Annotated in this window: 5 protein-coding genes; 2 read left to right on the top strand and 3 right to left on the bottom strand. The window is 63.9% G+C overall.

The window, feature by feature from the left end; genetic code table 11:
- Both murJ and ACOJSF_RS13635 read left to right on the top strand, forming a co-directional pair.
- On the top strand, positions 1-1,153 hold a 1,153-nt coding region (gene murJ, locus ACOJSF_RS13640; protein WP_420142741.1), incomplete at its 5' end, for a murein biosynthesis integral membrane protein MurJ.
- Positions 1,154-1,161: 8 nt separating this feature from the next.
- Entirely contained in the window at positions 1,162-2,721 is a 1,560-nt protein-coding gene (locus ACOJSF_RS13635) for a sulfotransferase (protein ID WP_420142740.1), read from the top strand.
- 125 nt (positions 2,722-2,846) lie between these two features.
- On the opposite strand, the gene ACOJSF_RS13630 is transcribed toward ACOJSF_RS13635, so the two are convergent.
- The 3 genes from ACOJSF_RS13630 to ACOJSF_RS13620 form a co-directional block, all read right to left on the bottom strand.
- A complete protein-coding gene (locus tag ACOJSF_RS13630; RefSeq protein ID WP_420142739.1) occupies positions 2,847-4,043 on the bottom strand; it encodes a phytanoyl-CoA dioxygenase family protein in 1,197 nt (398 codons plus the stop codon).
- Positions 4,044-4,094: 51 nt separating this feature from the next.
- Positions 4,095-6,812 (bottom strand): glycosyltransferase, encoded by a 2,718-nt coding sequence (locus ACOJSF_RS13625; protein WP_420142738.1) that lies wholly within the window; start codon positions 6,810-6,812, stop codon positions 4,095-4,097.
- A gap of 89 nt (positions 6,813-6,901) precedes the next feature.
- The gene (locus ACOJSF_RS13620; protein ID WP_420142737.1) at positions 6,902-7,564 is read right to left on the bottom strand and encodes an ABC transporter ATP-binding protein; all 663 of its coding nucleotides are present in this window, start codon (positions 7,562-7,564) and stop codon (positions 6,902-6,904) included.
- Positions 7,565-7,866: the final 302 nt, after the last annotated feature.

Raw genomic sequence — 7,866 nt, 5'->3', positions numbered from 1 at the left:
CACCTTCCCCTATCTCGCGCTGATCAGCCTCGCCTCCTTGCTCGGCGGCATCCTCAATTCGGTCGACCGTTTCTGGGTCAATGCCGCCGCGCCGATCCTGCTCAACGTCTGCATGATCGCGGCGCTCCTGTTCTTTCGTGGCGAGACCGAGGTCGATACCGCTTATGCGCAGGCGGTGGCGGTGACGGTGTCGGGCGTCGCGCAATTGCTCTGGCTGGTGTGGGCGTGCCACCGCGCGGGCACCTCGCTCCGCCTGAAGCCGCCGCGCCTGACGCCGCAGGTGCGCGAGCTGCTCCGTCTGATCGGCCCGGCGGCGCTGGGCGCGGGCGCGATCCAGTTCAATTTGCTCATCTCGACCAGCCTCGCCGCGCGCTTCCTGCCGCAGGGCTCGGTGTCGTTCCTCTATTATGCCGACCGGCTGAACCAGCTTCCGCTGGCGCTGATCGGGATCGGGGTCGGCACGGCGATGCTGCCGGGGCTGTCGCGCCAGATCGGCGCGGGCGACAAGGCGGGCGCGATCGCGACGCAGAATCGCGCGCTCGAACTGGTATTGGTGCTGACGCTGCCCGCGACCGCCGCGCTGGTGCTGGCGGCGACCCCGATCATCCGCGCGCTGCTCGAACATGGCGCCTTCGCGCATGACGATGCGATCCAGACCGCGCAGGCGCTGTCCGCCTTCGCGCTCGGCCTGCCCGCCTACATCTTCATCAAGGTGCTGGTGCCCGGCTTCTACGCGCGGGGCGACACAAGGACGCCGGTTCGCATCGCGCTGGTGGCGATGCTGGCCAACCTGTGCCTCAACCTCGTCCTGATCTGGCCATTGCTGCACATCGGTCTTGCCGTATCGACCGCGGCGTCGGCGTGGATCAATGCCGGGCTTCTGTGGTGGACATTGCGCCGGCGCGGACAGTTCGCCAGCGACCGCCGGCTTCGCGGCAGCGCGCTCAAGCTCCTCATCGCGACGCTCGTCATGGCCGCGCTGATCGTCGTGGCGGTGCCGCTGGTCGACCGCCATATGACGGGCCCGCTCCCCGAACGGGTGGCGTGGCTGGGCGGCCTGATGGCCGCCGCCGCCACGCTCTATTTCGGGGCGGCGATCGCGCTCGGCGCCTTCCGGCCCGCCGAGCTCAAGGCGCGGCTGCGGCGGCGCTAGCGAAGCCGATGCCCTCCCCCGACGTCGAACTGGCCGATGCCGAGGCGGCGATCGCGGCGGGGCGACTTAAAGAGGCTTACGCGCTGCTCCAGCCGCGCCTCGCGCGCAGGCCCGACGATGCCCCGGCGCTGGTCCTGATGGCGGCGGTCGCGCGGCGTATGGGCCGCGCGCACGACGCCGTGCGCATGCTGGCCCGCGCGACCGAGCTCGCACCGCATACCGAGCCGGCGTGGCACCAATTGGCCGACACGCTCCACCACCTCCCGCCCGCGACAGCCTTGGTGGAAGTCGGTGCGCTGCGCGCCCGTCATCCGAACAGTGTCGGATATCGCAATCTGGAGGCGGCGATGCTCGAACGCGCCGGCCGGCCCGAAAAGGCGCTGGCGGCGTTCGAAGCGATGCGCGCCGGACACCCCACCCTGCCGGGGCCATGGGTCAGCAGCGGCCATCTGCTCCGCTCACTAGGGCGTTTCGATGAGGCGGCCACGGCCTATCTCGACGCAATCGTGCTCGATCCCCGCCGGGGCGAGGCGTGGTGGGGACTGAGCGAGCTTCGTGCCTACCGGTTCGATGCCGCGCACCGCGAGCGGATGGCGGCGTTGCTCGCCGACCCGACGCTTCCCGCCGGCGATCGCGTCTTCCTGCACTTCACGCTGGGCGCGGCGGACGAGGCGGCGGGCGACCATGCCGCGTCGTTCCGGCATTATGCCGAGGGTAACCGGCTCCATCGCGCCGGCATCACGCACGATCCCGGTCTCCTGCACCGCGAATGCGCAAGGGCGGAAGCGGTCTTTACCGAAGGTTTCTTCGACGAGCGGGCCGGCTGGGGATGTTCCGATCCGGCGCCGATCTTCATCGTCGGGCTGCCGCGTTCCGGATCGACTTTGGTCGAGCAGATCCTGGCGAGCCACCCGGCGATCGAGGCGACGATGGAGCTGAACGAGCTGCCCGCGCTCGCCCGCCAGATCGCAACGCACACGCCCGGGACGGCGCCGGCAGGCTATCCGGAAGCGCTGGGCGCGCTGTCGCGCGGGCAGGTCGCGGCCCTTGGCGAGGCGTATCTCGAGCGGACCCGGATCCTCCGGCGCGGCGGCCGGCCGCGCTTTATCGACAAATTGCCCGCCAATTTCCGGCTGGTAGGGCTGATCCGCCTGATCCTGCCCAATGCGCGGATCGTCGACGTCCGGCGCGATCCGATGGCGAACGGCTTCTCCCTGTTCAAGCAATTGCTGCCGATCGGGCACAGCTTCGCCTCCGACCTGAGCGAGATCGGTGCCTATCAGTCGGATTATCGGAAGATGATGGCGCTGTGGGACGCGCGCCTGCCGGGCCATGTCCATCGCCTTTGCTACGAGACGCTCGTCGCCGACCTGGAGGGAGAAACGCGGCGCCTGCTCGACTATCTCGGCCTGCCGTTCGACCCCGCCTGCCTTACCTTCCACGACACCCAGCGCCAGGTCCGCACGCCGAGCGCGAGCCAGGTCCGGCGGCCGATCGATCCCGCCGCGGTCGACCGATGGCGCGATTACGAACGCTGGCTGGAACCGTTGCGCGCCGCGCTATCCTGACCGGCCTGCCAGATCAGGCAGATGCGGCGTCGGGGTCACTGGCACATGTCAGGGGTGTCATGTTGTCCGTAATTGCGCATTCGTAAGCACCGACTCTTCCACACTGGCGCACGATCCCAATGGATTTAGCTCTCCGTCGACGTTGGCGTGTCCGCGTAAGGGTCAAAATCGATCGGCATGTCGTGGACGAAATAGGCGCAGTTCTCGGACGTGTAGGCTACCTCTGGCATATCCATGCGGTGCGTGATGCCGCTATAATGGCCTATCAGCGCCCTGCGCTCCATTCCCGGCACATTAGCATAACTGCCGCGATGCATCAGCCGCCCATGCCAGATCAGCGTGTCGCCCTTGCGGGCAATGAATCTTTTCCGCATGGCCCCGCGCCGCGTGATTTCCAGCTCAACCGCGTCATTCACGAACCGCTCGGCCAGCGTCGGCCAGGGCCCGGCCATCCGCTCCGTTTCGTTGAGAAAGAGGCGGACACGATGACTCTTGAGCAACGGCCAGCGGTGCGAGCCCGGCACAAATTCAAACGGGCCGCAATCGGGATGGATATCGTCGAGCGCGATCCAGACGGCCGCATACCAACTGTTGACGTAAGGGGGGTTTAGATAGTCATCCTGATGCCAGTTGCGGTCGGTGGATATCCATCCGGTCAAATTGAGGTGCAGCCCCATTTCCTCGCCGATGAGATGGCCAAGCAGGCGCACTAGCGGCGGATAGAGACTGATCGCGCGCAGTTCGGGAATGTGCATGTAGGGCACGGGGCAGGCCCAACCGCCAGCATTGGGCACCCGCGCCCGAACGGAGCAATAGGTGTCGATCAGCGCATCGGGAATGAAGCCCGGCTTGATAATAAAGCCGTCGCGCCGCCACGCCCGCTGATCTTCATCGAGCCTGCCTTCGTCGAGTTCGGCGCGGTCGAGAGGGGGTACGAGTGCATCGTCGACCGTCTCGCTCAGCATCGAGAAGTCAATGTCAGCGGCCGAGGGAAGGCGGCCGTTCAGCACCTCCAACAGCAACTTTTTCTCGGTCTCCAAATCGATAACCCGGTCCAGCAGCGCATCGGGTGCGTTGCGCTGGGGAACAATCGGCGTGGACACAATCGGCAGGCTAGCTGGGCGACGCCCTTCCTGCTCGTCCGAATGACCATGATCGACATAATGGCGATATGCCTGCGTCTCGCCTCGCGCTACCGCTGCAGCGACATCGGGGTTGTACGCTAGATATCGAGCCTCGTCGAAAAGACTGCGCGGAAGAGGTAAACGACTTTTCCGCGGGCCGATCGGTGCCCTATGTCGTTTTTTGAAGATGCCAAACATGATCGCTTTTGTATGACTCAAACAATACCTTAACCGGCGAAATGAACCGCCTCAGGCGCCGTCTGCCCGCTCCGCCCATGGCCACGGCACCCGCGGATCGGCCGCATAAGCGAAGTCGATGCGCCCAAGATCGATGTTGGGCGAATAATAGGGATCGTTGTCGAGCCTTTCGGCCCAGCGCCGACGCATCCATGCGGCCTCCTCGTCGAGCCGTTTGGCACGTGCCCCATGCTTGTCGCTGCCGCGGGTGCGGCTTTCCTTATGGACCAGCGTAATATCCGGGTCAGCCAGAATCTTCAGGCCCATCTCCCGGATCTTCAGACACAGATCGACATCGTTATATGCGACACGCAATTCCTCCTCGAAGCCACCGACAGCCAGGAAATCGGTGCGGCGTACGAACATGCAGGCGGCGGTGACGGCGGATACTTCCTGCAGCAGGCGCGCCTTGCCGAGATAACCGGGTAGGTGGCCGTCCAGCCCCAAATGCGGAATGCCGGCAACCCGGTGCTCGCCCATGCCCAGCGCGATGCCGAAATGTTGCAGCGTGCCGTCTGGAAACAGCAGGCGCGCGCCTACCATTCCGATCTCACCGAGGCTGAGGAACGCGCGAGCGCGATTCAGCCAGTCGGCCGAGATGACCTCGGTATCATTGTTGAGGAAACAGAGAATGTCACCGGTCGCCGCCCGTGCCGCCATGTTGTTGATCCGCGAGAAATTGAACTCGCCGGGATCACGGACGACGCGGATCTCGTCGCGCTCCGCCAGCTTCTCCAGATAAGCCAGCGTCGCGGGATCATCCGATCCGTTGTCGACGATGATGATCTCGGTATTCGCCGCGTCGCGCTCGAGAATGGACGCCACACATGGTTCCAGCAGATCGTATCCGTTCCGCGTGGGAATGATGATCGAGACGGACGTGTCGAACTGGCGCGAGGGGCGAATGCCCGTACAGCCCGGCGCGAAGCCTTCGATCGATCGGAACGGCAGGCCTGTTCGCTCGAAATGACCGTTTATCGCACTCTGCGCGGCGACAACGGCATAACCCTTCTGATCGGCTGCCATCGCGGTCGATCCGGGCATGATCCGCCAGTGGTAGAGGATATGGGGGATGTGGACGATGCTGTCCGGCCCCGCCGCCTCCAGGCAGCGCAGCGTCAGGTCGTAATCCTGGCTGCCTTCCAAACCCAAGCGAAACCCGCCCACCTGTTCAATCAGCGCGCGGCGATAAACACCGAGGTGGCTGACCATATTATGGCCGTACATTAGGAATTGGTTGAAGCGCCCCTTGAAGTAAGGCTGTACGCGATAGCCCTCGAGCGTGACCTTGTCCTCGTCCGAATAGAAGATATCGGCGTGCGGGTGGCGATTGATATAATAAGCCAGGACGAAAAGCGCATAATCTGGCAGTAGGTCGTCATGGTCGACCAGGACGACGAAGTCGCCGGTCGCGAGCGCCAGAGCGCTGTTACTGGCGGCTGAGATGTGACCATTGAAAGGGCGTGCGACGTATCGGACGCGGGAATCCCGGGCGGCGTAGTCCGCGAGGGTTTCGAGGACGGTGCGATCGGGCGAATTGTCGTCCGCAACGCAGATTTCAAATTCGCCGTATGACTGTTCCAGTAGGGAATCGAGGCACGCCCGCAGCAGGTGCGGGGGCGTGTTGTAGGCCGGAATTATGAAAGAGAAGCGGGGATGGATGCGGAATGCCGCCGCCATTTCCGCCATGCGCTCATAATCGGCGGCACGGGGGGCGCCGTTACGGGCGAGCCAGTGACGGTAGTCGTGGCTGAAATTGATCGCCCGGCCGAGATCGAAACCAAGCGCCAGCGCGTGCGAAGGTAGTTGCGGCTTCGCCTCATCACGGGCGATGGTGTTGCGCAACAGTTCGAGCAGTCGGTCCATGTCAACGTCGACAGGTGCATCGTCGCGTACGACGCGCTCAATCTCGTCGGTATCGGCAAGGGGGGTGACAGTCATCCGCGGCAGGCCAAGGAGGCTCGGTCGCTCATCCGGATCGAACCGGATTTGATAGATGCTTGCGGGATCGACGAGCAGGATTGCCGCCTTGCCGGCGGTGAAGGAGAAATGCGTGCTGTCGCGCTCGTTGAAGCCGTTGCCGCAATCGACGTAAATCTGGGCGATCGGCGGGATATCGGCGTCAAACACGGCCGTTTCGATCGTGAGCAGCGCCATGGGGGTGGTAGGCTGCGCACCGTCCTTCCACTCGAAGACGATCCAAGGATCGTGCGACAGCGCTTTGAGCCTATCTCTACCGTCTATCGCGACATCGTGGCAATCGGTAGCGCGCAAGGCTGTCACATGGCGCCCGAGATCGGAGAGGAGCGGCGCGGGCGCCGGATCGCCCTTTGGAACGAGGCCGGCGATGCTCTCCCCAAACAAGGTATAGAGATCGCGCCTCGCTTGCGCGCTGCCTGCAACGGCAGCTTCCCGCAGCCGCTCGATCCCGCCTTGGCTGTTACCCGTAGCGAGAAGCGCATGGCCCAGATGCAGCAGCAGATCGGGATCGCCAGGGTTCAGCTCCAGCGCCTGCCCATAGGCCAGAAGAGCTTCCGACTGACGTCCGCCCTCCTTCAGCATATGGCCAAGCTGGACCCAGATCGGCCCGTCGCCCGGCATCAGTAGCAGATGTCGGCGATATTGCTCAGCCGCCTCTGCCCAGGCCCGTAGGTCGCGCGCCTGATTGCCCTGGACGCTGAACCGTGATCGGCTGCGAGGACGTTTCCGAAAAGCAGGCAGGCCGAACATCGAAACTTTCTATGCCGAGAAAGGCGCGCATCTGCGCAGGACGGCCCCTGTTTAGGCGGGATCGCTTTCGCAGGCCAGTCTTGCAGCCATCAGACTGATCGGCCCTGCAGTCGGCTATGTACCCCCCAAGCCTCGTTCACGTCGTCGAAGTGAATAAGCGACCCCCCATAAAGCACCGCGCCGCGCGTGCAGTAGGCGTTCAGCGTGTGGGGATCGTGAGAGATCATAATAAGCGTGCCCTTCTCGCGCCGGGCTACGAGGGCCGCCTCCGACCGCGCACGAAAGCGTTCGTCACCGGCGGCGGTAATCTCGTCCACCAGATAGCAGTCGAACTCGATCGCGAGACTGACACCAAAGGCAAGGCGCGCCGCCATACCAGCGGAATAGGTCTTGACCGGCTGGCGGAAATAGGGCCCGAGCTGGGCAAAGTCCTCGACATAGTCGAGCAATTCCTGCTCGGGACGATTATAGACACGGGCAATAAAGCGCGCATTGTCGGCACCCGTGAGGCTCGTCTGGAAACAATTGGCATAACCGATTGGCCAAGAGGTAGTCATCTTCCGGGTGACGATGCCCGTGGTCGGCTGTTCGACCCCCGAGATCAGTCTCATCAGGGTCGACTTGCCAGCGCCGTTAGCCCCGCAGATGCCGATCGCCTCTCCCCGGTTGACCGTGAAGCTAAGCCCGGAGAAAACCCTCTTCTCGAACTTGCGTCCGTGGTAGGTCTTGCTGACGTTGTCGAAACGGATCATCGGAGGGGTTCTCTCATATCGATGCATATATGCGACACGGTGGGTTAATTCCACCTGACCGGTGGCGATTCGACGCGTAAGCCCGCCGCGTTGTGGCACAGCGGCGCGATCTCCCGAACTGGCTTGCCGCAATGCGAGGCACCATTCGGCGCATACTCTTACGCCGCTGCGGTGAATGCTTCCCCCCCGGCCCGTCAGGCTTTAAGAACGATCATCACTCAGCATTCGGATGCTTGTTCACGTGCCAAGATCGTCGTCATTCGTACCTGTTTTTGCGGACAAGATTACAATTTCGGGGCGGC

Source organism: Sphingomonas sp., from assembly GCF_048594985.1.
Taxonomy (GTDB): Bacteria; Pseudomonadota; Alphaproteobacteria; order Sphingomonadales; family Sphingomonadaceae; genus Sphingomonas_I.
The sequence above is the reverse complement of the archived record's forward strand: the minus strand, read 5'-3'. Positions and strand labels throughout refer to the sequence as shown.

What these genes read in the sequence shown, in the direction of transcription:
- ACOJSF_RS13635 (WP_420142740.1), top strand. Translation starts at nt 1,162, where the DNA reads ATGCCCTCCCCCGACGTCGAACTGGCCGATGCCGAGGCGGCGATCGCG.
- ACOJSF_RS13630 (WP_420142739.1), bottom strand. Translation starts at nt 4,043, where the DNA reads ATGTTTGGCATCTTCAAAAAACGACATAGGGCACCGATCGGCCCGCGG.
- ACOJSF_RS13625 (WP_420142738.1), bottom strand. Translation starts at nt 6,812, where the DNA reads ATGTTCGGCCTGCCTGCTTTTCGGAAACGTCCTCGCAGCCGATCACGG.
- ACOJSF_RS13620 (WP_420142737.1), bottom strand. Translation starts at nt 7,564, where the DNA reads ATGATCCGTTTCGACAACGTCAGCAAGACCTACCACGGACGCAAGTTC.